Here is a 25,933-nt window from a genome sequence, read left to right on the forward strand (position 1 = left end):
GATGAGTACACGTTTACCGCTGGTTGCGGCGCAGCCGGGAATTTGGATGGCTGAACGCCTCTCCACGCTACCCGGCGCCTGGAGCGTTGCCCACTATGTTGAACTGCGCGGCAATCTTGATCCGGCGCTGCTGAGTAAGGCGATCGTCGCCGGGCTTAAGCAGGCCGATACCCTGAGCATGCGCTTTTGCGAAGATAATGGCGAAGCGTGGCAGTGGGTTGATGACGCGCGCGAGTTTGCCGAGCCGCAAAGCGTCGACCTGCGCCAGCAGGCCGATCCGCATATGTCCGCGCTGACGCTGATGCAAAGCGATCTCGGGCAGAATCTGCGCGTCGACAGCGGTAATCCGCTGGTCTGCCATCAGCTCATGCGCGTTGGCGACGACTGCTGGTACTGGTATCAGCGCTATCACCATTTACTGGTCGATGGTTTTAGTTTCCCGGCCATTACCCGCCAGATCGCCGCTATTTATCGTGCCTGGCAACGCGGCGAAGAGACGCCGGATTCACCGTTTACGCCGTTCGCCGAAGTGGTGGAAGAGTATCAGCGCTACTACGGCAGCGAGGCGTGGCAGCGCGATAAAGCCTTCTGGCAGGCGCAGCGTCAGGCGTTGCCGTCTCCGGCCTCGCTATCAGACGCGCCGCTGGCCGGGCGGGCGACCAGCAGCGATATCTGGCGCCTGAAACTGGAGGCCGATCCGGCTGTCTTCAGCCAGCTCGCGGCCAGCGCGCCGCAGTGCCAGCGCGCCGATCTGGCGTTGGCGCTGACGACGTTGTGGCTGGGGCGGTTGTGCGGCCGAATGGATTACGCGGCTGGCTTTATCTTTATGCGCCGCATGGGATCGGCGGCGCTGACCGCCACCGGCCCGGTACTCAACGTACTGCCGCTGGCGGTGAATATCGACGCGCAGGAGACGCTGGCGCAACTGGCGACGCGTCTCTCCGGACAACTGAAAAAAATGCGCCGCCATCAGCGCTACGATGCCGAGCAAATTGTCCGCGATAGCGGTAAAGCGGCGGGCGACGAACCGCTGTTTGGCCCGGTGCTGAACATCAAAGTCTTTGATTACCAGTTGGATATCGACGACGTGCAGGCGCAGACGCATACCCTCGCCACCGGCCCGGTGAATGACCTCGAGCTGGCACTGTTCCCGGACGAACGCGGCGGTCTGTCGCTGGAGATCCTCGCCAATAAAGCGCGTTATGATGAGGCGACGCTGAACCGCCACGTGTCGCGGCTGACCGCGCTGCTGGCGCAGTTCGCTGCCAACCCGGCGCTACGCTGCGGCGAGGCGGAGATGCTGTCGGCGGAAGAAGGCGCGCAGCTGGCATTGATCAACAATACCGCGATGCCACTGCCGACCACTACCCTCAGCGCGTTGGTGGCGGAACAGGCGCGGAAAACGCCGGATGCCCCGGCGCTGGCGGATGCCAACTGGCGCTTTAGCTACCGCGAAATGCGCCAACAGGTGGTGGCGCTGGCCAACCTGCTGCGGCAACGCGGCGTGAAGCCGGGGGATAGCGTGGCGGTTGCCTTACCGCGTTCGGTGTTCCTGACGCTGGCGCTGCACGGCATTGTCGAAGCCGGCGCCGCCTGGCTGCCGCTGGACACCGGCTACCCGGATGATCGTCTGCGGATGATGCTGGAAGATGCGCGGCCTTCGCTGCTGATTACCTCTGACGATCAACTGGCCCGTTTTAGCGATATTCCGGGACTGACCAGCTTGTGTTATGAGCAGCCGCTGGCTGCTGAAGATGATACGCCGCTGGCGCTGTCAAAACCGGAACATACCGCGTATATCATCTTCACCTCCGGTTCCACCGGACGGCCGAAAGGGGTGATGGTCGGGCAGACCGCCATCGTGAACCGCCTGCTGTGGATGCAAAATCACTATCCGTTAACCGCCGCCGATGTGGTGGCGCAGAAGACGCCGTGCAGCTTTGATGTCTCGGTATGGGAGTTCTGGTGGCCGTTTATGACCGGCGCCCAGCTGGTGATGGCGGCGCCGGAGGCGCATCGCGATCCACAGGCGATGCAGCGGTTCTTCACGGATTATGGCGTGACCACCACCCACTTTGTTCCGTCGATGCTGGCGGCGTTTGTCGCCTCGCTGGATAGCGATAATGTGTCTTCCTGCCGGACGCTAAAACGCGTTTTCTGTAGCGGCGAAGCGCTGCCGACGGAACTGTGTCGCGAATGGGAGCGCTTAACCGGCGCGCCATTGCATAACCTGTACGGGCCGACAGAAGCGGCGGTGGATGTCAGCTGGTATCCCGCCTGCGGGCCAGAGCTGGCGGCGGTAACCGGCAACAGCGTGCCTATCGGCTGGCCGGTATGGAACACCGGATTACGTATTCTTGATGCTGCGATGCGCCCTGTGCCGCCGGGCGTGGCGGGTGATTTGTACTTAACGGGCATTCAGCTGGCACAGGGATATATGGGGCGCCCTGATCTCACCGCCAGCCGCTTTATTGCCGACCCGTTTGCCCCCGGCGAGCGCATGTACCGCACCGGCGATGTGGCGCGCTGGCTGGATAACGGGGCGGTAGAGTATCTTGGCCGCAGCGACGATCAGTTGAAAATTCGCGGCCAGCGCATTGAGCTTGGCGAGATCGACCGGGTGATGGCGGCGCTGCCGGACGTCGCGCAGGCGGTGTGCCACGCCTGCGTCTTCAATCAGGCGGCGGCCACCGGCGGCGATGCCCGCCAGCTCGTCGGTTATCTGGTGAGCGAGTCCGGCCAGCCGCTGGACGTGGCGGCACTGAAGGCGCGTCTTAGCGAACAGCTGCCGCCGCACATGGTGCCGGTGGTGTTAATCCAGCTGGAATCCTTCCCGCTCAGCGCCAACGGTAAGCTGGATCGTAAAGCGCTACCGCTCCCCTCCTTAAGCAGCGAGCGCTGCGGTCGCCCGCCGCAATCGGCTACCGAAATGGCCGTTGCCGCGGCGTTCAGCCAGCTGCTGGGCTGCGAGGTAAATGACATCGACGCCGATTTCTTCGCCCTCGGCGGCCATTCGCTGCTGGCAATGCGGCTGGCGGCGCAGCTTAGCCGCGAGCTGGCGCGGCAGGTGACGCCGGGGCAGGTGATGGTCGCTTCGACAGTCGGCAAGCTGAGCGCGCTGCTGGCTTCCGACCTGAGCGACGAGCAGGCGCAGCGCCTGGGCTTCGATGCGCTGTTGCCGCTGCGTGAGAGCGACGGTCCGACGCTGTTCTGCTTCCATCCGGCCTCCGGTTTTGCCTGGCAGTTCAGCGTGCTGGCGCGTTATCTTAACCCGCGCTGGTCAATTACCGGTATTCAGTCGCCGCGTCCGACGGGGCCGATGGCTTCCGCCGCCAACCTCGACGAAGTCTGCGAGCACCATCTGCGCACGCTTTTAGCGCAGCAGCCGCATGGGCCTTACTATCTGTTTGGTTATTCGCTCGGCGGAACGCTGGCGCAGGGGATTGCCGCCCGTTTACGCCAGCGCGGCGAAGAGGTGGCGTTCCTCGGCCTGCTGGATACCTGGCCGCCGGAGACGCAAAACTGGGCGGAGAAAGAGGCGAACGGTCTGGATCCCGAAGTGCTGGCGGAAATCGCCCGCGAGCGCGAAGCGTTTCTCGCTGCTCAGCAGGGGCAGGCTTCCGGCGAGCTGTTCAGCGCGATCGAAGGTAACTACGCCGATGCGGTGCGCCTGTTGACGACCGCGCACAGCGCGAAGTTTGACGGTAAGGCAACGCTATTTGTGGCGGAGAAAACGCGTCAGAAAGGGATGGATCCGCAGGTCGCATGGGGGCCATGGGTTGGCGAGCTGGAGGTGTTCAGCCAGAACTGCGCCCACGTCGAGATTATCTCACCGCAGACCTTTGAAGCGATAGGCCCGGTAGTGCGGGAGATTCTGGGGTAACGGTAGAGCCCGGGCTACCCGTTTTGGGTAGCCCGGCTCAGCGCAGCGCAAGCCGGGAATGCGTTGGTTGAGATGGTATAGAAAAGATTATCGGCGACCCAGCGGCACTACCAGCGGCGTATGCGCCACCGGATCGTCGATGATCGTGCAGCGCAGACCGTAGATACGCTCAATCAGATCCGCCGTGACGATCTCTTTCGGCGCGCCTTCGGCAACGATCTTACCGTCGCGCAGGGCGATCAGATGGGTGGCGTAACGACAGGCCTGATTGAGATCGTGCAGTACCGCCGCCAGCGTATATCCCTTCTCGCGATTCAGCTCGCTTAACAGTTCCAGCAGGTCGATCTGATGGCTGATATCCAGCCAGGTCGTCGGCTCATCAAGCAGCATAATCGCCGTCTCCTGCGCCAGTACCATCGCAATCCACGCTCGCTGGCGCTGGCCGCCGGAGAGGGTATCCACGCTCTGCAGCGCGAGGTCGACAATACCCGTCGCCCGCATCGCGTTATTTACCGCTGCTTCGTCTTCTTTACGCCAACGGGTAAACATCGGCTGGTGCGGATAGCGCCCGCGCGCCACCAGTTCCTGTACGGTGATATCGCCGGGCGTGGTGGCATTCTGCGCCAGCAGGCCGATCCGCTTTGCCACCTCTTTGCTGGCGTAGCGCTGGATCTGCTCGCCATCGAGATAAACGTGGCCGCTGGACGGGGTCATCAGGCGGCTGAGGGTGCGCAGAAGGGTTGATTTACCACAGCCGTTGGGGCCGATAATCGCCGTGAAATGGCCGTCAGGAATCGTGACGTTCAGCGATTCGGCGATGGTCTTTTTGCCGTAGGCCAGGGTCAACTGGTCGCCGCGCAAACGGGAAGTTACAGCGGTCATTTTTTGCGGGACTCCTGAATTAATAACGCGATGAGGTAGATACCGCCAAGACTGACGGTGACCACCCCTACCGGTAACTGATAAGGCATGAACAGGCGCTGGGCGCAGTAATCGGCCAGCGCCAGCAGCAGCGCGCCGCACAGCGCCGACTGGGTTAACCCCCAGCGTGCGGTGCCGCTTATCCGCCGGGCGATATGCGGGGCGACCAGCGCGACGAAAGAAATAGGCCCGGCCAGCGCGGTGGCGGAAGCGGTCAGCAGCACCGCCACCAGCATCAGCAGCAGGCGTGAACGTTCGACTTGAACCCCCAGCGCGCAGGCGGTATCGTCGCCCATCTCCAGCAGCCGCATCCGCCTCGCCAGCAGCGCGCCGCACGCTAACATCAGCAGGATCAGCGGCGCCGATGGCCAGGTTTTGCCCCACGTCAGGCCGTTGAGCGAACCGGCATTCCACAACCCGGCGGAAAGGGCAGTCTCAAGCGACGCGCGCAGCAGCAGCCAGGTATTGAATGCCACCAGCATGGCGCGCACGCCGATGCCGATAATGATCAGGCGGAAGGTTTCAATGCCGTTGCGCCACGCCAGCAGCCACACCACCAGCGAGGTCAGCACGCCGCCAAGCATCGCCGCCAGCGCGATGGCGGTCAGGTTCTGGCCGAACATCACCATCGCCACCAGCACGCCGCTCCAGGCGCCGGTGTTGAAGCCCATCACGTCCGGGCTACCCAGCGGGTTACGCATCAATGACTGAAAAATGGCGCCGCTGACGCCAAGCCCGGCGCCGATCAGCAGCGCCATCAGCACGCGCGGCAAGCGCCATTCGTTGACCACCATGCTGACGTTGCGAGGCGCGTCGCCGAGCAGCGCGGAAACCACCTGTTCCAGGCTGAGCGGCACCAGGCCATTACCCAGACCGAGCAGGGACACCAGCAGACTGGCGGCGATCAGCAGCAGGCAGCAGAAGATCAGGCGGCGGGAGGGAGCCATCACAGCGCACCTCCTCGCGGCTGACGGCGAACCAGCCAGATCAGCACCGGCGCGCCGATAAAGGCGCTGACCACCGAAACGCGCAGTTCACCAGGCACCAACAGGCGGCCAAGCACGTCGGCAAACAGCAACAGGGCGGGGGTGGCGAGCAGCGTAACCGGCAATGACCAGCGGTGATCCGCCCCCACCAGCCAGCGGGCCATATGCGGCATCATCAGGCCGATAAAGGCGATAGGGCCGACCAGCGCCGTCGCGCTGCCGCACAGGACGGTAATTGCCAGCAGGCCGATAAGCTGCGCGCGCGCGACCCGGCTACCGAGCGCGGTGGCGGTGTCGGCGCCGAGGCTCAGGCTGTTCAGCGCCCGGCTAAGAAACAGGGTTACCACGGCGGCAATCAGCACCGGCAGCAGGACGATTTTCAGCGTTTGCAGGGTGCGAATATCCAGCGAGCCGGCCTGCCAGAAGCGCAGCTGGTCATACACGTCCGGGTTGAGCAGGGCGATGCCGTTAGATAAGCCTTCCAGTACCGCCGCTAGCGCCACGCCCGCGAGGGTCAGGCGCACCGGGCTAAGCTGGCCGCCGCCCTGGCTGCCGGTAAACGCGACCAGTAGCGACGCGGCGAAGGCGCCACAGAAGGCCATCAGCAACTGCTCCTGCGGCGAAGTGATGCCCAACAGCGCCGCACCGAGCACGATGGCGAAGCTGGCGCCGGAGTTGACGCCGAGCAGGCCCGGGTCGGCCAACGGGTTACGGGTGAGGGTTTGCATTAGCGCGCCGGCGAGACCGAGCGCGCAGCCGGCCAGCAATCCGGCCAGCGTACGCGGCAGGCGGGCATCCAGTACGATAGTGCAGTCGGCGCTCTGACAGCTGCCGGAGAAGGCATCGACAATCACCGAAGGCGGCAGAGGTTTGGCGCCGATAAGCAGGCTGAGCGCAATCGCGAGAGCTAAAAGTAACAAGAGACCAGGCACGGCGACGGCGCGCACCGTGGTCGTAGAAAACGACATAATTCAAATCCCTGACATGATAATGATATTAATTATCGTTATCGATTTTATTCAGGTATGTTACCATGAGAAACCATAAAAATGGTATGAAAAATAACGACAAGGCCCTTGCATGAACCGACCTTCCCGGCTGCTTGATGTCAGCCTCCTGCGCACCCATCCGGCGTTCCGCGCCGTCTTTATCGCTCGCTTTATCTCTATCCTGTCGCTTGGCCTGCTAGGCGTGGCGATCCCGGTACAAATCCAGATGATGACCCATTCGACCTGGCAGGTGGGGCTCTCGGTGATGCTGACCGGCTGTTCGATGTTCATTGGGCTGATGGTCGGCGGCGTGCTGGCCGACCGTTATGAACGCAAACGCCTGATCCTGCTGGCGCGTGGCACCTGCGGCGTGGGCTTCGTCGGCTTGTGCCTGAACGCTATGCTACCGGAACCCTCGCTGGCGGCAATTTACCTGCTGGGGATCTGGGATGGCTTCTTCGCCTCTTTGGGCGTGACCGCGCTTCTGGCGGCAACGCCGGCTTTAGTCGGCCGCGAAAACCTGATGCAGGCCGGAGCGATCACCATGCTGACCGTGCGTCTCGGTTCGGTGATATCGCCGATGATCGGCGGGCTATTGCTGGCGACCGGCGGCGTGGCCTGGAACTATGGCCTGGCGGCGGCGGGGACGTTCATTACCACCCTGACGCTGCTACGCTTGCCGCTGCTGCCGCCACCGCCGCAGCCGCGCGAGCATCCGCTGAAATCGTTGCTGGCGGGGCTGAAATTTCTCTTTAATAGCCCGCTTATTGGCGGCATTGCGCTGCTCGGCGGCCTGTTGACGATGGCCAGCGCGGTGCGGGTGCTTTATCCGGCGCTGGCGGAAGGTTGGCAGATGTCAAATTCGCAGATTGGCCTGTTGTATGCCGCCATTCCGCTTGGCGCGGCGCTGGGGGCGTTAACCAGCGGACAACTGGCGCATACCGCGAAGCCGGGGGCGTTGATGCTGATAACGACGGTAGGGTCGTTTGTGGCGATTGCGCTGTTCAGCGTGATGCCGTTCTGGGCGCTGGGCGCGCTCTGTCTGGCGCTGTTTGGTTGGCTGAGCGCGATAAGCTCGCTGCTACAATACACGCTTATCCAGACGCAAACGCCGGAGAATATGTTGGGGCGCATTAATGGCCTGTGGACCGCGCAGAACGTCACCGGCGATGCCATTGGCGCGGCGTTGCTTGGCGGATTAGGGGCGGTGATGACCCCGGTGGCTTCCGCCAGCGCCAGCGGCTGGGCGCTGGTGATTGTTGGCGTATTACTGGTTGGCTTATTACGCGAGCTACGTCGTTTTCAGCGTCCGGAAATGGTCAGCGAAAGTTAAGCGCGACAACAGCAAAAAGGCCCCGGATTGCTCCGGGGCCTGGTTTCATTTATAACCCTTAGTACGCGCCGAGATCTTTCCAGACGTCGAACTGGCCGCAGTACAGGTCAGGCTGGTTGCCCTGAGACCACCATTTCACCTGGTAGTTGTGGCCTTTCCAGCTCACGGTTTCAAAGGTACCCCAGTTGCCGCCATAAACGGTTTTGGCATCCCACAGCGGGTAAGGCGTGGTTTCGTCAGATGGTACAACATCGTCTTCCTGTGCCGGCACGTCATCGGCGTCTTTTTCATCGTCAGCCGCTTCATCTGCCGGCTCATCGGCTGGCTCGTCAGCGCTTGGTTCACCCTGGGAGGCGACGACCACCGACAGAATAAAGCGCTGCTGGGTTGACGGTTCGCCCCAGCTATCGCGAACGAACAGAGTGAAAGTGAACTCGGTATCCGCGGTGACTTCCGGAACATCGAACTCAATAACCGCGGCGGTTTTATCCGCAACATCAATCGCTGCCGGCACGCCCCAGCTGTAGCTCAACTCGTCGCTGTCTTCATCAGACGATTTTTCCCCGGACAGGCGTACGCGGGAGCCGCCTACGACCATCATTTCAATTGCCGCTTCCGGCGCATGGTTTACCGTCGGTTCAGTTGGCTCATCTTCTGACTTATCGTCTTCTTGTTCATCAGCTGGCACAACGTTAATGCCTTCGAAATAGAACGGCTCCATATCGATAACTTCAGAGGCGATTTCGTAGCCCAGACCTTCACGGGCGGCGTTAACCAGCACGCCGTTATCATGGTCGATAGTCCAGGTGAACAGGCCGCCTAAGCCCAGACTGGCAGCGTATTCCCCTTTGGCTTTGACGGTGCGCGGGGTATCCAGCGACATAAACAGTTTGGATTCCGGGTTGTAGAGGAAATCAGCGTCAGCAACCTGATCGGTATAGACGTTAAAGCCGTTACGCCCTTTCTGGTTTTCCAGATCCAGGTAGTTATAAATGACGTCATACCATTCGTTGGTACCGGATTCAAAGGTACCGACGGTGGTGCCGTTACCCGGGTTATAGGTGCCTTTCAGCGGAGACAGCGATTCCAGCTCGGCGTTGCGGCCGTTACGGGTATAGCCGGCGTAACCGATGTTGATGCGCTCAGCCGGGAAACCTTCCGCCAGCAGATGTTCAACGATGGTGTTAATCGCCCAGCCGCCTTGCTCAATGGCTTTCAGGTTGGTGTGGTGCGCGATGCTTTCCGCCCACGGGGTGCCGAAGAAGTCATAGGTCATGACGTTGATGCCGTACAGGCCGGCATTCATCAGCGCTTTGACGTTGGAATAATCAAAGGTCTTCACCACGGCGGAGCTGGCGATAGAGATTTTGACATCGCTCAGGCCGGCAGAATCCAGCTGCTTACGCAGTTCGGCAATAAGTAACGCATAGTTTTCACCATCTTCCGGGCCGTAGGGGTTGCCGGCGCCTTCGGCATTCGGGTATTCCCAGTCGATATCCACTTCGCTGAACATCGGGAACTGTTTGAACAGCTTCACCACGCCTTTAGCGAAGATTTTACGCGAGGAATCAGATGCCGCGGTTTCATGAAAACCGTTGCTCATGCTCCAGCCGCCGATGCTCATGGACAGCACCAGGTTGTGGCCCTGTTGTTTGGCTTTCGCTTGCAGGTCGCGCAGACCGCCGAGCAGGCCTTTGGTGTTTGTCTGGGTTACGGTTTTCGGATCGATATCCCAGCCGCTGACGCTGTGGCCAACGTTAACGTAAGACTGGAAGTCGCCCCACGGGTCGAGGAAGGTCGGTTCATATTTGACTTTGCCGCACTGCTCAGCCCCTTCGGCTACCACATCGCGATACAGACCATCCACTTTATGGAAGCCGGTTACGCCGACGAAGCCAACGATGATTTTATCGTAAGCGGTAGGGGAGACGTTGGTCAGGTCGTAGCCGCGTCCGCGGTTATCTTTCGCATCGCTGCCCTGCAGGCGGCCATCGTACTGAGACCAGTCGGTGTAGTAACCGAAGACCTTTGGTTTGTTGGTCGCGCTTTTGTATTTGTTATAGACCGGTTTAGCGACGCGGTCTGACGTATAGCTGTAGTTGCTGACTTCAGTTGCCGGGTTAAAACCATCTGCCGCATTGCTGGTTTCGGTCAGGGTATCGCCCTTGATCAATTTGCTAGTGGTCACGGTAAGTTCCTTCTGAGTTGAATGTCCACCTCAAGTGGTGTGGGGCAGATATTCAGGGAAGGCGGCGACGATGGCTAATCACAAAACAACACCTGAAACGATGATGATTCGCGTGAGGCGCCGATGAGGTATCAAGAGAGGAAAGAAATAAAAAATTCTTTTATAACAACAGGATGGTGTGAGTTATGATGTGAAATGAGATCCCGGCGCAGGGCGCCGGGGAGAGAATCAGGCAAAGAGCGCTGATAAACGCTGCAGTACCAGCATGGCGCTGTAGTAGTCCAGACGGAAGGTTTCGGTCCCCAGCGGATAAACGCGTTTAGCGGCAACCGACGGTAGGTGCGCCAGTAGCGGGTTGGCGTAAATGGCCTCGGCGTCTTTCTGGTCGCCGGCGAACAGGAACAGGCTTTCGCCGTTGATACCCGCCGCCAGATTCTCGCCGCCTAACTGCACGATGTCGTGACGCTTACCCTGGCTCTGGCTGGCGTGCAGGTTACCCGGCAGCGTCGCCAGCTTAAAGCCTAACTGTTCCAGCATCTGACCCTGCGCTGATTCCGGCGTCCAGATATTGGCGCTATGCGCTGCGGCGGTATAAACCAGCGCGGTCACCGGCTGCGGCGGCAACTTCAGTTTCTCTTTTAACGAAACGAGCTGTTTATTGAATTCGGCAATGCGCGCGTCCGCCTGCTTTTCGTGACCGGTAATATGCCCTAATTGGGTAAGAAGCGTCTGCCAGCTTTTATCGTCGTAGTTGATGATAAGGGTCGGCGCGATAGTCGACAGCTGGTCGTACAGCGCCAGCGCGGAATCGCCGCCGGTGGCGCTTATCAGAATCAGATCCGGCATCTGCGCCGCCACCGCTTCGGCGCTGGGTTCGCCAATATAGAGTCGCGCCAGGTTGCGCTTTTTAGCGACATCGCCCCACTGGCGCAGAAAGCCCTGCGCGTCTGCCACGCGGTTATTCGGCGTGGTCGCGCCGCTGGCGACCACCGGCGCATCAATAGCCAGCAACGATCCGGTGAGGGTGACGCTGGTCGAGACGATGCGCTGCGGTTGGCTCTCCAGCGTATGGGGGCCGCGGCTATCGACGATCTGACGCGGCCAGTCTGCCGCCAGCGCTGAGTTAATTCCTAAAAGGCACAGCCCGCTGGCGAGTAAAGTACGACGGCAAAAAGTGGCAAAATTCACGAATTCGCATCCTGAGTCAGTTGTAGTAAATACGTCTCATTTTCAACATTGTACTGTACGGATGCAAGTGTAAGTCGCATAACCTGCTGTTTGTGCGGTTGACAAGGAGAGCAATACCTTTTAGGTTAGCCAACAAAAATATAAATGATAATTATTCTTAATATCTTTATCGTTTTTGGAGGATGATATGGAAACGTCACTGGCTGAGGATGTACAGGAAAAAACGCAGACCCTGTCGCCGCAAAGCTTCTTCTTTATGTCGCCGTACCGCAGCTTCAGTACCACCGGCTGTTTTAGCCGTTTTTCCCAGCCTGCCGTCGGCGGTGATTCGCTGAACGGCGAGTTCCAGCAGAAAATGGCAGCCGCTTTTGCCGAAGCCCGCGCGGCGGGGATCCGCAAGCCGGTCATGGTCGGGGCGATTCCGTTCGACACCAATCAGCCTTCCGAGCTCTATATTCCCGAACGCTGGGAAACCTTCTCCCGTACCGACAAACAGCAGTCCGCGCGTTACGCGGCGCCGCTCAAGGCGATGGATGTTGTCGATCGTCAGGAGATCCCGGAACAGGACGAGTTTTTGGCGATGGTGGAACGCGCCGCCGTGCTGACGGCGACTCCGGAAGTCGACAAAGTGGTGCTCTCAAGGCTGATTGATATCACGACCCGCGACCGGGTCGATAGCGGCGCGCTGCTGGAGCGGCTGATCGCCCAGAACCCGGCGAGCTTTAACTTCCATGTTCCACTGTCCAATGGTGATGTGCTGCTGGGCGCCAGCCCGGAACTGCTACTGCGTAAAGAAGGACTGCACTTCAGTTCGCTGCCGCTGGCCGGCTCCGCCCGCCGCCAGCCTGACGATGTGCTGGACCGGGAAGCGGGTAATAAGCTACTGGCGTCAGGCAAAGATCGCCATGAGCATGAGCTGGTGACGCAGGCGATGAAGAGCGTGCTGGGCCCGCGCAGTAGCCAATTGTCGCTACCGGAATCGCCGCAGCTGATTACCACCCCGACGCTCTGGCATCTGGCGACGCCGATCGAAGGTACGGCGCTGGCGGAAGAAAACGCCATGTCGTTGGCCTGCCTGCTGCACCCGACCCCGGCGCTGAGCGGCTTCCCGCACCAGGTGGCGAAGCGGCTGATTGCCGAGCTCGAACCCTTCGATCGCCAACTGTTTGGCGGCATTGTCGGCTGGTGCGATGACGAAGGCAACGGCGAATGGGTAGTGACCATCCGCTGCGCACGCTTACATCAACGCTCGCTGCGCCTGTTTGCCGGCGCGGGTATCGTCCCGGCCTCTTCGCCGCTGGGCGAATGGCGTGAAACCGGCGTCAAACTCACCACCATGCTCAACGTATTTGGCTTGAATTAAGAGGCAAGGATGATTGCATTTACCCGTTGGCCGGAAGAGTTTGCGGCCCGCTATCGTCAAAAAGGCTACTGGCAGGATCTGCCGTTAACCAATCTGATTACTCGTCATGCGGACAATGACGCCGTGGCGATTATCGACGGCGAGCGGCAGATTAGCTACCGCCAGTTTAACCAACTGGTGGATAACCTCGCGTCCTCCCTGCAGCATCAGGGACTCAAGCGCGGAGAAACCGCGCTGGTGCAGCTTGGCAACGTCGCCGAGTTCTACATTACTTTCTTTGCGCTGCTGCGCATCGGCGTCGCACCGGTTAACGCTTTGTTTAGCCATCAGCGCAGCGAACTCAACGCCTATGCCGCGCAGATTAAACCGGTGCTGCTGATTGCCGATCGCGAGCACGCGCTGTTTGCTGACGATAGTTTCCTTAATGGTTTTATCGCTGAGCATCCTTCGCTGCGTGTCGCGCTGCTGCGTAACGATGGCGGCGAGCGCGACCTGGCAACGGAAATTAACCGCACGGCGGATAACTTTGTCGCCAATCCGACGCCGGCTGACGAAGTGGCTTTTTTCCAGCTCTCCGGCGGCAGCACCGGGACGCCGAAGCTTATTCCGCGAACCCATAACGATTACGACTACAGTATCCGCCGCAGCAACGAGATCTGCGGGATTAACGCCGACACGCGCTATCTCAACGCGCTGCCGGCGGCGCATAACTATGCGATGAGCTCGCCCGGATCGCTGGGCGTCTTTCTCGCCGGCGGCCGGGTGATCCTCGCCGCTGACCCGAGCGCCACGTTGTGTTTCCCGCTGATCGAAAAACATCAGATTAACGTCGCATCGCTGGTGCCGCCGGCGGTCAGCCTGTGGCTGCAGGCTATTCATGAATGGGGCAGCAACGCGCAACTGCAATCGCTGCAGCTGCTGCAGGTTGGCGGAGCGCGCCTGTCCGCGACGCTCGCCGCGCGTATCCCGGCGGAAATCGGCTGCCAGCTGCAGCAGGTGTTCGGCATGGCGGAAGGGCTGGTTAACTACACCCGCCTCAACGATAGCCCGCAGCGGATTATCAACACCCAGGGTTGCCCGATGTGCCCTGACGACGAAGTGTGGGTGGCGGATGCCGACGGTAACCCACTGCCGCGCGGCGAAGTGGGCCGTCTGATGACCCGCGGCCCTTATACCTTCCGCGGCTATTACAACAGCCCGCAACATAACGCGGAAGCCTTTGATGCCGATGGATTTTACTGCTCCGGCGATCTGATTTCGATCGATGAAGATGGCTATATCACCGTCCAGGGCCGGGAAAAAGATCAGATCAACCGCGGCGGCGAGAAGATCGCCGCTGAAGAGATAGAAAACCTGCTGCTGCGCCATGAGGCGGTGATCCACGCCGCGCTGGTTAGCATTGAAGACAATCTGCTGGGCGAGAAGAGCTGTGCTTATCTGGTGGTGACATCGCCGCTGCGCGCCGTCGCGGTGCGCCGTTTCCTGCGCGAGCAGGGCGTGGCGGAATTTAAATTGCCGGATCGCGTGGAGTGCGTTGCCGCGCTGCCGCTGACGCCGGTGGGCAAAGTCGATAAAAAACAATTACGTCAGTGGCTGGCCGAAGGCAAGCTGGGCTGAAGGAGAACAGAGAATGGCAATCCCTAAATTACAGGCTTACGCGCTGCCGGAAGCCAGCGATATTCCGGCCAACAAAGTTAACTGGGCCTTTGAGCCGTCGCGCGCCGCGCTGCTGATCCACGATATGCAGGAGTATTTCCTCAACTTCTGGGGCGAAAACAGCGCGATGATGGAAAAAGTGGTGGCCAATATTGCCGCCCTGCGCGACTTCTGCAAACAAAACGGCATTCCGGTGTACTACACCGCCCAGCCGAAAGAGCAGAGCGACGAAGACCGCGCCCTGCTGAATGATATGTGGGGGCCGGGGTTGACTCGCTCGCCGGAACAGCAGCAGGTGATTGCCGCGCTGGCGCCGGATGAACAGGATACGGTGCTGGTGAAATGGCGCTACAGCGCGTTTCATCGCTCACCGCTTGAAGAGATGCTGAAAGAGACCGGCCGCGACCAGCTGATCATCACCGGCGTTTACGCCCATATCGGCTGCATGACCACCGCCACCGACGCTTTTATGCGCGATATCAAACCGTTCTTTGTCGCCGACGCGCTGGCAGATTTCAGCCGCGAAGAGCATTTGATGGCGCTGAAATACGTCGCCGGCCGTTCTGGACGCGTGGTGATGACCGAAGAATTGTTGCCGCTGCCGGCCTCCAAAGCGGCGCTGCGCGCGCTAATTCTGCCGCTGCTCGACGAATCCGACGAACCGCTGGATGATGAAAACCTGATCGACTACGGTCTGGATTCGGTGCGTATGATGGCGCTGGCCGCCCGCTGGCGCAAAGTACACGGCGATATCGACTTCGTGATGCTGGCGAAAAACCCGACCATCGACGCCTGGTGGGCGCTGCTCTCCCGCGAGGTGAAATAATGGCGGCGCTGGATTTTCACGGCCAGACCGTGTGGGTGACCGGCGCAGGTAAAGGCATTGGCTATGCCACCGCGTTGGCTTTCGTCGAGGCCGGGGCCAACGTCACCGGTTTCGACCTTGCCTTTGACGGCGAAGGTTATCCGTTTGCCACCGAAATGCTGGACGTCGCCGATGCCGACCAGGTACGCGACGTTTGCGCGCGTCTGCTCAACGATATCGAACGACTGGACGTGCTGGTGAATGCCGCCGGGATCCTGCGCATGGGGGCGACCGATCAATTGAGCGCGGAGGACTGGCAGCAGACTTTCGCTGTGAACGTCGGCGGCGCGTTTAATCTGTTTCAGCAGACGATGGCGCAGTTCCGCCGTCAGCGGGGCGGGGCGATCGTCACCGTCGCCTCCGATGCCGCGCATACGCCGCGTATCGGCATGAGCGCCTATGGCGCCTCGAAAGCGGCGCTGAAAAGCCTGGCGTTGACCGTCGGGCTTGAGCTGGCAGGTAGCGGCGTGCGCTGCAACCTGGTATCGCCGGGCTCCACCGACACCGATATGCAACGTACCCTGTGGGTCAATGAAGATGCTGAACAGCAGCGGATCCGCGGATTTGGCGAGCAGTTTAAGCTTGGCATCCCGCTGGGCAAAATCGCCCGACCGCAGGAGATCGCCAATACCATTTTGTTCCTCGCCTCTTCTCACGCCAGCCATATTACGCTGCAGGATATTGTGGTCGATGGCGGCTCGACGCTGGGGGCGTAGATGTCCTGGAAACGAGAGCTCACGCTTGCGGCGCTGAACGCCAGCAGCGAAAACACCATGGTGGCGCATCTGGGTATTGTCTACACCCGGCTGGAGGAGGCGCTGCTGGAGGCGGAGATGCCGGTGGATGCGCGCACGCATCAGCCGTTTGGTCTGCTGCACGGCGGCGCTTCCGCGGCGCTGGCGGAGACGCTGGGCTCGATGGCCGGTTGGCTGATGACCGAAGAAGGGCAATGTGTGGTGGGCACCGAGCTTAACGCTACCCACCATCGTCCGGTCTCCAGCGGTAAAGTGCGCGGCGAATGCCGACCGCTGCATCTTGGCCGCCAGAGTCAGAGCTGGGAAATTGTGGTGTATGACGAAAAAGGGCGGCGCTGCTGCACCTGTCGTCTGGGAACCGCGGTGCTTGGCTAAGACGCTGCTATTTCCCCGGCTTGCGCTGCGCTGAGCCGGGCTACGGATCTGTAGGTCGGGTAAGGCGTTAGCCGCCACCCGACAAAAAAACGGCACCGTTCACGGTAATCCTTTCATTTATTTTCCTGCCTTAAGTGATCTCGCTAGCAATGTGAGACAAATCTCCGCCGCGGCATGGCATCTGCGCTGTTTCGAAGTTGTTAAACTCTGCGTTGTGTTCTAGAAACAAACTGTAACATCCTGATTACCCTACCGGTGGACCACAACAATGAATAATTCAGGGAAATACCTTATCTGGACACTGCTCTCCGTGATCGGAGCCTTTGCCCTCGGCTATATCGCCTTAAACCGGGGTGAGCAGATAAATGCGCTGTGGATTGTCGTCGCGGCGGTCTGCGTTTATCTGATCGCGTATCGTTTCTACGGCCTGTATATCGCCAAAACCGTCCTCGGCGTTGACCCAACGCGGATGACGCCGGCGGTACGACATAACGACGGCCTCGATTATGTTCCGACTGACAAAAAAGTGCTGTTCGGTCACCATTTTGCGGCGATTGCCGGCGCAGGGCCGCTGGTTGGCCCGGTGCTTGCCGCGCAGATGGGCTACCTGCCGGGGATGATCTGGATCCTCGCCGGCGTGGTGCTGGCCGGCGCCGTACAGGACTTTATGGTGCTGTTTGTTTCGACCCGTCGCGATGGCCGTTCGCTTGGCGAACTGGTTAAAGAGGAGATGGGGCCAACCGCTGGCGTACTGGCGCTGGTGGCCTGTTTTATGATCATGGTGATCATCCTCGCGGTACTGGCGATGATCGTGGTGAAAGCATTGACCCACAGTCCGTGGGGGACATACACCGTCGCCTTTACCATCCCGCTGGCGATCTTTATGGGCATCTATATTCGCTATCTGCGCCCGGGGCGCATCGGTGAGGTGTCGGTGATAGGCCTGGTGATGCTGGTGTTCGCGATCATTTCCGGCGGCTGGGTGGCGGAAAGCCCGACCTGGGCGCCGTGGTTTGATTACACCGGCGTACAGCTGACCTGGATTCTGGTGGGTTACGGCTTTGTGGCTGCGGTACTGCCAGTCTGGCTGCTGCTGGCGCCGCGCGACTATCTCTCCACGTTCCTGAAAATCGGCACCATCGTTGGGCTGGCGATTGGCATCCTGATTATGCGCCCGACGTTGACCATGCCGGCGCTGACGAAGTTCGTTGACGGCACCGGCCCGGTATGGACCGGCAACCTGTTCCCGTTCCTGTTTATCACCATCGCCTGCGGCGCGGTTTCCGGCTTCCACGCGCTGATCTCCTCCGGCACCACGCCGAAAATGTTGGCCAACGAAGGGCAAGCCTGCTTTATCGGCTACGGCGGCATGTTGATGGAATCCTTCGTCGCCATTATGGCGCTGGTGGCGGCTTGTATTATCGATCCGGGCGTCTACTTCGCGATGAACAGCCCGATGGCGGTGCTGGCGCCGGCGGGAACCACCGATGTTGTGGCCTCGGCGGCGCAGGTGGTGAGCGGCTGGGGCTTTAGCATAACCCCGGATACGCTGCGCCAGATTGCCAGCGAGGTCGGCGAACAGTCGATTATTTCACGCGCCGGCGGCGCGCCGACGCTGGCGGTGGGGATGGCTTACATTCTGCACGGCTCGCTGGGCGGGCTGATGGATGTCTCTTTCTGGTACCACTTCGCCATTCTGTTTGAGGCGCTGTTTATCCTGACGGCGGTTGATGCCGGCACCCGCGCGGCGCGATTCATGCTGCAGGATCTGCTGGGCGTGGTGAGTCCGGGGTTGAAAAAAACCAGCTCGCTGCCGGCTAACCTGCTGGCGACCGCGCTGTGCGTCCTGGCGTGGGGCTACTTCCTGCATCAGGGGGTGGTCGATCCGTTGGGCGGCATCAATACCCTGTGGCCGCTGTTCGGTATCGCCAACCAGATGCTGGCGGGGATGGCGCTGATGCTGTGCGCGGTGGTACTGTTCAAGATGAAACGCCAGCGCTATGCGTGGGTGGCGCTGCTGCCGACAAGCTGGCTGCTGATTTGTACGTTGACCGCCGGCTGGCAGAAGTCGTTTAGCCCGGATACCAAAGTCGGCTTCCTGGCCATCGCCAATAAATTCCAGGCGATGATCGACAGCGGCGCCATTCCGCCGCAATATACGGAATCGCAGCTGGCGCAGCTGGTGTTTAATAACCGTCTCGATGCCGGGCTGACTATCTTCTTTATGATTGTGGTGGTGGTTCTGGCGCTGTTCTCGATTAAAACCGCGCTGGCGGCGCTGAAAGAGGATAAACCGACGGCGAAAGAGACGCCGTATGAAGCGATGCCCGCGGATGCGCAGGGCTTAACGGCGCAGGCAAAACGCGCGCATTAACCTGTTTGGCCTACCTTTCTTCTCCTCCCTCTCCCTGTGGGAGAGGGCTGGGGTGAGGGAAATAAGCGAGAAACTCATTATGTTCGACACCCTTTCAAAAGCAGGAAAATATTTAGGCCAGGCGGCGAAGATGATGATCGGCGTGCCGGATTACGATAACTACGTCGAGCATATGCGAATAACCCACCCGGATCAGACGCCGATGACCTATGAAGAGTTCTTTCGCGAACGCCAGGACGCGCGCTATGGCGGTAAGGGCGGGGCGAAGTGCTGCTAGCCTTCTTTCGGTAAGTAGAGGCTGATTTGCTCCTGGGTACAGCCGTAAATCGCCGCCAGTTTTTCGCGGGTCCGCTTCTGCGGACGGGAGTCCAGTGCTTCCAGCTGTGACACCGCGGACTGGCTGATGCCGAGTTTAGCCGCGACCTCCCGCTGTGAGAGTCCGCGCAGGATACGCCACGCGGCCTGCAGGCTGACGTTTTCTTTATGCATCACGTCGCAGACATCCCCTGGCAGCATTACGTTATCATAGATATCTGATTCATAAGAAATATCTTCCCAATTGTTTTCATCCTCGTCGTCGTACTCCAGCAGAGCCAGGCGCATACGAAAGTAATCACTGTAAGGAATGACGACATACTGGTCTTTTCCTTCTTCATCCTTGATGTACTGAATAGTCATATTCGGTATGTTCCTCATGAAGGTAGGTGGTGGTGGTTCGGCGTTTAACCGCCACTACGTAGCAGGTATCGTCCGGCGGATCCCCAAAGGTGTAGATGACTCTGTAATCACCTAATCGCAGCCTGTAGTGGTTTTCGGGAAAGGACAATTTTTTGATATCCGAGATAGGTGAAGCTTTATCATTCATCTTCTCCAGCCTGGATTTAATGCGGTTCTTATACCGATTATCGATTTTAGAAAATTGCTTATTTGCCGTTTTTGACCAGACAATCTTCATCCGTACCTCCACTGTACGCCCACACAAAACATAAGGAAATAATAAGACTATTAGATAAATTCCGAATTTCTTATGGAGTACAGTAGAGCGGAGAAAAAACGCAGGTAAGAGGCAAAGCGTAACCCGTCGAGGCGGCGCGGGAAGGCCTCTGCCGGGCGACAGAGGCTTGCAGAAAATATGCGATCAGGCGTTCAGGCCGCCATCCACGTCGAGCCCCGTACCGGAGATCTGCCCAGCGGCCGGGCTGGCCAGGAAGGTGACCGCCGCGGCGATGTCTTGCGGCTGGCCGTAGTGACCGACCGCAATCATCTGGCGCTGGGCTTCCGCCTGTTCCCCATCCTCCGGGTTCATATCGCTGTTGGTCGGCCCTGGATGGACAAGGTTAACGGTGATCCCGCGAGGGCCTAAATCACGCGCCAGGCCACGGGTCAGGGAGTTGAGGGCGGACTTGGTCATGGCGTAAACCGCGATGCCCGGCATGGCTACGCGGTTGGCCAGACAGCTGCCGATGTTGATGATCCGTCCGCCATCGGACATATGCACCAGCGCTTCCTGGATAGCGATGACCACCCCACGAATATTGACGTTGATAAGGTCGTCAATGTCCGCCAGCGTCATGGATTCCAGTGGACCGCCGCGGGCGATGCCAGCGTTGTTGACCAGAATATCCAGTCCGCCGAGGGCCCGGGCCGCATGGGTGACGGCATCCTGAATGGCCTGCGCGCTGGCGCTGTCGGCCTGCACCGCTTCGCCGTACCGACCCAGGGCCTTTATTTCATCGGCGACCGCCTGGGCTTTATCGGCCGATTTTTCATACGTAATAACCACATCGGCGCCGGCGCGCGCCAGCGACAGCGCAATAGCGCGACCCAACCCACGGCTGGCGCCGGTAACCAGCGCCTTCTTACCTGTTAAATCGATCTGCATGATGACCTCGTTACGAGAGTGGTGAGAATCATCATTAGGTATAGATGGTCTGGGTGATTAACGGCTGAAGTATTCCACCTTCTCAAACGTCGCGCGCAAAGCGTCAGGGGTTAACGTCGCCGGCAGGCTAAAGCGCTGCCAGGGCGGGAAGCGCTCATTATGGGTGTTGGGCTAACCTGATGTTATGTCTGGACATCCAGATGGCTAATATTATTTGGTTTTAGCTTATGCTTTTTACGCAGTTGTCAGGCATCGGCGGCTGTGAAAAATTCGTTAAATCAGAATATTAATTGCCTGGGGAGGGTGATGAGCGTGAATCGCCTTGAGATGCATAACATTAGCCTGGCCTTTTCCGGCTTTCAGGCGCTGAGCAAGGTGGCGTTTACCCTTAAGGGCGGAACGGTGCATGCGCTGACCGGCGCCAACGGCGCAGGCAAATCGACGCTGATGGCGGTGTTGTGCGGGACGCATGCCGATTACGAAGGTGAAGTGGTGATCAATAACCAGCCGGTTAGCATTCGTTCGCCGCGCGATGCAAAGCAACTGGGGATTCATCTGGTACAGCAGGAGGTGGATGTTGCGCTGGTTCCGGGGCTGAGCATTGCGGAAAACATCATGCTGGACAGGCTGGCTGAACCGGGTGCGGTTTTTCGCTGGTCGCGGGTGCGTCAGCAGGCGCGCGAAGCGCTGGCGCAGCTTGATATTGCTCTGGACGTTCGACGTTCAATCGATAGCTGTACCCTTGCCGAAAAGCAGCAAATTCTGCTGGCTCGCGCACTGTCGCACCACTGCCGTTTTTTGATTCTTGATGAACCCACCGCGCCGTTGGATCAGCACGAAAGCGAACGCTTATTTGCGGTGGTTCGTCGTCTGCAACAGCAGGGGATCGGCGTGGTCTTTATTTCGCATCGTATTCATGAACTGAAAGCGATTTGCGACACCCTGACGGTGCTGCGCGATGGCCGTTTAATCGAAAGCGGGCCGATGGCCGAGCTCAGCGGTGAGCAGATCGTCGAAAAAATGCTCGGTCACGAGCTGAGCGATATTTTCCCGCCTGCGCGTCCGCCGCATGGCGAAGAGGTGCTGTTGCAGGTTGACGGTTTGCATGACGAGGCGCTGTTGCAGGATATCTCGCTACGCCTGCATAAGGGGGAAATTCTCGGCATCGCCGGCTTGGCGGGCGCGGGGAAAACTGAACTCTGCAAAGCCTTATTCGGCGCCAGCAAAAGCCGACTGCGCTACGGCGAACTTAACGGCCAGCCGTGGCGGCCGCGCGATCCGGCCGATTCCGTCCTCCAGGGGCTGGCGCTGGTGCCGGAAGAGCGGCGCAAAGAGGGGATATTCATTGATGAGGCGATCGCCATGAATCTGGCGGTCAGCGCCGATAACAGCTTTTCGCGCTGGAGCCTGTTCGGCCATCGGCAGGCGTGGCGGTGGGCGCAGGAGGTAATTGCCCGTATCGGCGTGCGTGCCACCGGACCGGGGCAGTCACTGCGCCGTCTCTCCGGCGGTAATCAGCAAAAAGTGGCCATCGGCAAATGGCTGCGCGGCAGTGCAAACGTGCTGATTTTCGACGAACCGACGAAAGGGGTGGACGTTAAAGCGAAAACCGATCTGTTTCAGTTGATTGATGGCTTGGCGCGGGAAGGCCGGGGCGTGATTTACGCCTCCGGCGAATTTTCCGAGCTGGTAGGCCTGTGCGATCGCATCTGCGTGCTGTGGGATGGGCGCATTGTGGCGGAAATTCCCGGCGCCGAGGCGCGGGAAGATACAATTCTTTATTACTCCACCGGAGGAGCGGCAGCGTGAGCAAGGCCCTGGCAGTCAACGCGACGGTATCGGGCCGTCAGCGGTTTTTCGATTTTCTCTATAAATGGGGCATGTTGCTGACCGTGGTGCTGCTGGTTGGCGTCTTTGGTTTAGCCTCAGATAACTTTCTTGATCCCTTTAACATCATCAACATTCTGCGCTCCATCGCTATCGTGACGGTGATTGCCATCGGGGTGTCGATTTCGCTCACTATTGGCGGTTTCGATCTGTCGGTGGGGTCGACGGCGTCGCTGGCGAATGCGTTAGTGATTTCGTTGTTTGTCTGGCACGGCCTGAACACCACTGAAGCCATTCTGATTACCCTCGCGCTCTGTACGCTAGTGGGGTTATTCAACGCGTTTCTGATCGTGGTGCTGCGCATTCCTGACATGCTCGCCACGCTTGCCAGCCTGTTTGTGATTCAGGGGGTGGCGATGACCTACAGCTACGGCGGCTCGATCACCGAGAATATGGTGTTGCCGAGCGGCGATATGGCTGAAGGCACGATTCCGGCGGCGTTTGGCGCGCTGGGGCAGGTACCGATCATCGTCATTATCATGCTGGTGGTAACGCTAATCGCGCAGCTGGCGCTGTCGTTCACCACCCACGGGCGGCGGATGTACGCCATCGGCGGTAATCCGGAGGCGGCGAGGCTCTCCGGCCTGCGGATCACGCGCTATAAAGTAGCGGCCTACGTGATTGCCTCGCTGCTGGCCGGGCTGGGCGGCATTCTGCTGGCATCAAGGATTGGTTCTTCCCAGGTGAACGCCGGGGGCGGTTACCTGATGGATGCGGTCGCGGCGGCGTGGATCGGCTTTTCGCTGGCGGGCTCCGGCAAGCCGAATGCGCTGGGGACGCTGGTGGGAGCGGTTATCCTTGGCGTGCTTTCCAATGGACTGGTGATGCTGTCGGTGCCCTATTACGCGATGGACATTATTAAAGGGCTGGTGCTGGCTGGCGCGCTGGCACTGACCTATTTTCAGCGCCGGACCTAACACTTTACAGGGTAAACAAAATGAAAAAGATAGCACTTTCTCTTATGGCGCTGGGCCTGCTGCAGTCGATGGCAGCGCTGGCGCAGACCCCGACGCCGGTTCCGGCGGCGATCGCTGAGCATAACGGCCCGATCCGCATCGCGGTGATTCGCAATCTCGGTTCTGACGATAACACTACCCAGTTTGTCGCCGGGGCGATTCAGGAAGGTAAAAAGCTCGGTTTTAAAGTCAGCGCTTTCCTGAGCAACGGTGATGACGCGAAGTTCCAGGATTTCGTCAATCAGGCCATTAGCCAGAAATACGACGGTATTATTCTTTCCCAGGGGCGCGATCCCTACTCGACCGCGCTGGTGAAAAAAGCGGTCGATGCCGGGATCAAAGTGGCGGTGTTCGATACCGCGGTGCAGGGATCCGTCCCCGGCGTGACGGTTAGCCAGCAGGATGACGCCTCGTTGACCGAGCTCTCTTTTGGCCAACTGGTAAAAGACTTCAACGGCAAGGCCAACATTATCAAGCTATGGGTGGCAGGCTTCCCGCCAATGGAGCGCCGCCAGGCGGCCTACCAGACGCTGCTAAAACAAAATCCGGGGATTAAAGAGCTGGAGTCTATCGGTGCCGTTTCATCCGACGTGCAGGGTGACACGGCCAACAAAGTTGGCGCGATTCTGGCTAAGTATCCTAAAGGTAAAATTGACGCCATCTGGGGGACATGGGATGCCTTTAGTCAGGGAGCCTATAAGGCGCTGAAAGAAAACGGGCGCAGCGAAATCAAACTCTACAGCATCGATATTTCCAATCAGGATTTACAGCTGATGCGGGAGGCCGGTAGCCCGTGGAAGGTTAGCGTGGCGGTCGACCCGAAACTCATCGGCGCCACCAATGTGCGCTTGATTGCCAATAAGATTGCCGGGGAAAGCACCCCGGCTACCTACGATTTCAAAGCGGCGGCCATTCCGCAGGCGCTGCTGGCGGCACAGCCGGGGGCGGTCAACGTGGCGTCGCTGGGGAAAATCATCCCAGGCTGGGGGCAGACCGAAGATTTTATTGCCCCGTGGTTTGCCACCCTGGAAGCCCAACATAAATAATCACGCGGTTAGCTGTACTGACGTACGCGGGCGATAAGTTCGTCCACGCTATCGATACGCTCGGCGATGACGATCAGCGCTTTGCCGAGCGTAATTGCATGGCGCAGGCATTCGTGGCGCATGGCCGTGTCCTGAATCGAATCGATATCGGCGACGTGTGAAAGCCCGACGCTGCGGCGTATCAGTTCAGTTCCGCAGAATCCAATGGCATCGCACCATACTTTTTTGAGGAATACTGAGGCGTAACCGGGGCAGGCCAGCGCCGCATCGCGGGTTTTCTCCGTCGCTAACGCCTGGAAACGCTCGCTGAAGGTGTGCCACAAGGTCTGTATATCGTTGAGCCGCTGTTCGCGCGCGGCGGCGGCATCGCGAATGCCGAGATGGCCAGGTAGACCACAATAGTTAAGCAACAAATTGCCAATGGCGGTGCCGACGTCAAAACCGATAGGGCCGAAATAGCCAAATTCGGCATCGATGGCTTTAAGGCTATTTTCAGCGACGAAGATGGAGCCGCTATGAATATCGCCGTGCAGCAGGGCTTCGGCCTGTGAAAAAAAGCGGTGCTTCAGCGCCGCGACCGCCAGTTTAAGCTGAGCGTCCTCACGCAGGGCGGCAACCTCTTCTTCCAGCTCCGCCGGGTAGTTATTGCGCTCGTGGATCTGATACGGATCGTTAAAAAACAGATCCTCGGTGATCTCGCACATTTCCGGATTGATAAATTGCGCCACCTGCGCTTTTTTCTCATGCGGATGGAGATAGAAATCGCTGGTGTGGAACAGCGTCTGCGCCAGATATTCGCCCAACTGGCCTGCCGCCTGCGGATAGTAGACGTTGCCGATAAGCTCGCCGCGCCAGATACGGTGATCGGAAAGGTCCTCCATCACCATCACCGCCAGAGCGGGATCGAAATGAATAATGTGTACCGTATGTTGCGGGCTGTGCTGATAGTGGGCGACCAGGGTCTGTGCTTCGAGGCGCGCGCGGTCGAGGGTCAGCGGCCAGGATTCGCCGACGCAGCGCACGTAGGGCAGCGCCTGCTTAACAATAATCCGGCTCACGCCCTGAGCATCGAAAATTTTGAACACCAGATTGAGATTGCCGTCGCCTACCTCCTGCGCCGACACCAGCTCAGACGGATCGTCGAGCCCGCCAAATTGTTGTGCGTAAGCCACCGCATCGCTGGCCGTGAAGGTATGGTATTGCGACATTGCCTCGATCCTCAAAAGTGCTGAATTAAGCCGTTCAGACGTCTATACATCTGGATTTCATCCTGACACAATGTGATA

Annotated in this window: 21 protein-coding genes; 12 read left to right on the plus strand and 9 right to left on the minus strand. The window is 59.4% G+C overall.

From position 1 onward, the window contains the following. Nucleotide 1: 1 nt before the first annotated feature. Entirely contained in the window at nucleotides 2–3,883 is a 3,882-nt protein-coding gene (gene entF, locus ABLU86_RS01870) for an enterobactin non-ribosomal peptide synthetase EntF (protein ID WP_348796170.1), read from the plus strand. An 87-nt stretch (nucleotides 3,884–3,970) separates the two neighbouring features. Here the strand turns inward: entF and fepC are convergent, their stop codons facing one another. Genes fepC through fepD form a run of 3 tightly spaced genes read right to left on the minus strand, consistent with a single transcriptional unit; the run spans nucleotide 3,971 to nucleotide 6,758 of the window. After that, the gene (gene fepC / locus ABLU86_RS01875) at nucleotides 3,971–4,765 is read right to left on the minus strand and encodes an iron-enterobactin ABC transporter ATP-binding protein (RefSeq protein WP_020079374.1); all 795 of its coding nucleotides are present in this window, start codon (nucleotides 4,763–4,765) and stop codon (nucleotides 3,971–3,973) included. Continuing rightward, complete coding sequence (fepG, locus tag ABLU86_RS01880) at nucleotides 4,762–5,751, minus strand: iron-enterobactin ABC transporter permease (protein ID WP_086630824.1); 990 nt, start codon at nucleotides 5,749–5,751, stop codon at nucleotides 4,762–4,764. The genes fepC and fepG overlap by 4 nt, the downstream gene beginning before the upstream one ends. Beyond that, complete coding sequence (fepD, locus tag ABLU86_RS01885; RefSeq protein ID WP_086630825.1) at nucleotides 5,751–6,758, minus strand: Fe(3+)-siderophore ABC transporter permease; 1,008 nt, start codon at nucleotides 6,756–6,758, stop codon at nucleotides 5,751–5,753. Before fepD ends, fepG begins: the two co-directional genes overlap by 1 nt. 112 nt (nucleotides 6,759–6,870) lie before the next feature. Between fepD and entS the strand changes: the two genes are divergently transcribed. Next, the gene (gene entS, locus ABLU86_RS01890) at nucleotides 6,871–8,112 is read left to right on the plus strand and encodes an enterobactin transporter EntS (protein ID WP_101739227.1); all 1,242 of its coding nucleotides are present in this window, start codon (nucleotides 6,871–6,873) and stop codon (nucleotides 8,110–8,112) included. A 58-nt stretch (nucleotides 8,113–8,170) separates the two neighbouring features. On the opposite strand, the gene ABLU86_RS01895 is transcribed toward entS, so the two are convergent. Beyond that, the gene (locus ABLU86_RS01895) at nucleotides 8,171–10,300 is read right to left on the minus strand and encodes a glycosyl hydrolase family 18 protein (protein ID WP_348796171.1); all 2,130 of its coding nucleotides are present in this window, start codon (nucleotides 10,298–10,300) and stop codon (nucleotides 8,171–8,173) included. A 228-nt stretch (nucleotides 10,301–10,528) separates the two neighbouring features. Then, nucleotides 10,529–11,488, minus strand: a complete 960-nt coding sequence (gene fepB, locus ABLU86_RS01900; protein ID WP_045411826.1) for a Fe2+-enterobactin ABC transporter substrate-binding protein — start codon at nucleotides 11,486–11,488, stop codon at nucleotides 10,529–10,531. Nucleotides 11,489–11,675: 187 nt separating this feature from the next. Here fepB and entC point away from each other — a divergent pair, with 187 nt between their 5' ends. From entC to ABLU86_RS01935, 7 genes are all read left to right on the plus strand, one after another. Further along, nucleotides 11,676–12,851, plus strand: coding sequence for an isochorismate synthase EntC (gene entC, locus ABLU86_RS01905; protein WP_116326475.1), 1,176 nt, complete (start codon nucleotides 11,676–11,678; stop codon nucleotides 12,849–12,851). 9 nt (nucleotides 12,852–12,860) lie between these two features. Next, complete coding sequence (gene entE / locus ABLU86_RS01910) at nucleotides 12,861–14,468, plus strand: (2,3-dihydroxybenzoyl)adenylate synthase EntE (RefSeq protein WP_015704713.1); 1,608 nt, start codon at nucleotides 12,861–12,863, stop codon at nucleotides 14,466–14,468. A gap of 13 nt (nucleotides 14,469–14,481) precedes the next feature. After that, a complete protein-coding gene (gene entB, locus ABLU86_RS01915) occupies nucleotides 14,482–15,333 on the plus strand; it encodes an enterobactin biosynthesis bifunctional isochorismatase/aryl carrier protein EntB (protein WP_015367768.1) in 852 nt (283 codons plus the stop codon). After that, complete coding sequence (gene entA / locus ABLU86_RS01920; protein WP_015367767.1) at nucleotides 15,333–16,088, plus strand: 2,3-dihydro-2,3-dihydroxybenzoate dehydrogenase EntA; 756 nt, start codon at nucleotides 15,333–15,335, stop codon at nucleotides 16,086–16,088. Before entB ends, entA begins: the two co-directional genes overlap by 1 nt. Next, a complete protein-coding gene (entH, locus tag ABLU86_RS01925) occupies nucleotides 16,089–16,502 on the plus strand; it encodes a proofreading thioesterase EntH (RefSeq protein WP_042893316.1) in 414 nt (137 codons plus the stop codon). A 268-nt stretch (nucleotides 16,503–16,770) separates the two neighbouring features. Further along, nucleotides 16,771–18,876, plus strand: coding sequence for a pyruvate/proton symporter CstA (gene cstA, locus ABLU86_RS01930; protein ID WP_015367765.1), 2,106 nt, complete (start codon nucleotides 16,771–16,773; stop codon nucleotides 18,874–18,876). A 79-nt stretch (nucleotides 18,877–18,955) separates the two neighbouring features. After that, nucleotides 18,956–19,153: a YbdD/YjiX family protein gene (locus ABLU86_RS01935; RefSeq protein WP_002893903.1), complete on the plus strand. Its 198-nt coding sequence runs from the start codon at nucleotides 18,956–18,958 to the stop codon at nucleotides 19,151–19,153. Here ABLU86_RS01935 and ABLU86_RS01940 read toward each other — a convergent pair. The 3 genes from ABLU86_RS01940 to ABLU86_RS01950 form a co-directional block, all read right to left on the minus strand. Continuing rightward, on the minus strand, nucleotides 19,150–19,554 hold the full coding sequence (locus ABLU86_RS01940) for a helix-turn-helix domain-containing protein (protein ID WP_015704715.1): 405 nt from the start codon (nucleotides 19,552–19,554) through the stop codon (nucleotides 19,150–19,152). The genes ABLU86_RS01935 and ABLU86_RS01940 overlap by 4 nt on opposite strands. Continuing rightward, nucleotides 19,529–19,831, minus strand: a complete 303-nt coding sequence (locus tag ABLU86_RS01945; protein WP_015367763.1) for a type II toxin-antitoxin system RelE/ParE family toxin — start codon at nucleotides 19,829–19,831, stop codon at nucleotides 19,529–19,531. The genes ABLU86_RS01940 and ABLU86_RS01945 overlap by 26 nt, the downstream gene beginning before the upstream one ends. 183 nt (nucleotides 19,832–20,014) lie before the next feature. Further along, nucleotides 20,015–20,758: a 3-oxoacyl-ACP reductase family protein gene (locus ABLU86_RS01950; protein WP_015704716.1), complete on the minus strand. Its 744-nt coding sequence runs from the start codon at nucleotides 20,756–20,758 to the stop codon at nucleotides 20,015–20,017. Between the two features lie 306 nt (nucleotides 20,759–21,064). On the opposite strand from ABLU86_RS01950, the gene ABLU86_RS01955 reads away from it, so the two are divergent. The 3 genes from ABLU86_RS01955 to ABLU86_RS01965 are packed head-to-tail and all read left to right on the plus strand — an operon-like array spanning nucleotide 21,065 to nucleotide 24,647. Continuing rightward, complete coding sequence (locus tag ABLU86_RS01955) at nucleotides 21,065–22,567, plus strand: sugar ABC transporter ATP-binding protein (RefSeq protein WP_348796172.1); 1,503 nt, start codon at nucleotides 21,065–21,067, stop codon at nucleotides 22,565–22,567. Beyond that, complete coding sequence (locus ABLU86_RS01960) at nucleotides 22,564–23,562, plus strand: ABC transporter permease (protein ID WP_101739224.1); 999 nt, start codon at nucleotides 22,564–22,566, stop codon at nucleotides 23,560–23,562. The genes ABLU86_RS01955 and ABLU86_RS01960 overlap by 4 nt, the downstream gene beginning before the upstream one ends. Before the next feature lie 20 nt (nucleotides 23,563–23,582). Beyond that, a complete protein-coding gene (locus tag ABLU86_RS01965) occupies nucleotides 23,583–24,647 on the plus strand; it encodes a sugar ABC transporter substrate-binding protein (RefSeq protein ID WP_032714061.1) in 1,065 nt (354 codons plus the stop codon). An 8-nt stretch (nucleotides 24,648–24,655) separates the two neighbouring features. Here ABLU86_RS01965 and mtnK read toward each other — a convergent pair whose 3' ends face one another. Further along, nucleotides 24,656–25,855: an S-methyl-5-thioribose kinase gene (gene mtnK, locus ABLU86_RS01970; RefSeq protein WP_032712846.1), complete on the minus strand. Its 1,200-nt coding sequence runs from the start codon at nucleotides 25,853–25,855 to the stop codon at nucleotides 24,656–24,658. Nucleotides 25,856–25,933 lie beyond the last annotated feature (78 nt).

The organism is Klebsiella sp. JN_Kp121 (genome assembly GCF_040062145.1).
GTDB lineage: Bacteria > Pseudomonadota > Gammaproteobacteria > Enterobacterales > Enterobacteriaceae > Klebsiella > Klebsiella aerogenes.